General features: G+C 43.1%; 1 pseudogene. It reads right to left on the bottom strand.

Features of this window, described 5'->3' with window-relative positions:
• Window positions 1-292 (bottom strand): annotated as a pseudogene (locus AB5935_RS25195) (beta-galactosidase); the annotation flags it as partial.
• Between the last annotated feature and the right edge of the window lie 28 nt (window positions 293-320).

Raw genomic sequence — 320 nt, 5'->3', positions numbered from 1 at the left:
GATAGACTCTTTGTTCGGGGATCAGTTCCTCCACAGCCACCACTTTCCTGTACCAGCCTTTTCCCCGGAAATAACCGGGAATTTCATCATCTGCATCTTTTGCATTCCACGTATGAGGAATGGAAACGTCAGTCCAACCGGAAATATCAAAGTCAGCAGTAGAGGCATCTCCCTCAAAGAGGGAGAACTTCCAACCGTCATTAATCGTTTGCGTCACACGCTGACTATAAACCGTGCCGGTCATAACCAGTAACAAACAGGCTAAAATTATTTTTGGATATACCTTATACATACTTAATACCATTATTTCGAGATTGAAC

Origin of the sequence: Phocaeicola sp. RTP21198st1_B8_RTP21198_201120 (genome assembly GCF_040929485.1) — a bacterium.
GTDB lineage: Bacteria > Bacteroidota > Bacteroidia > Bacteroidales > Bacteroidaceae > Phocaeicola > Phocaeicola dorei.
This window is presented reverse-complemented; position numbering and strand designations above follow the sequence as displayed.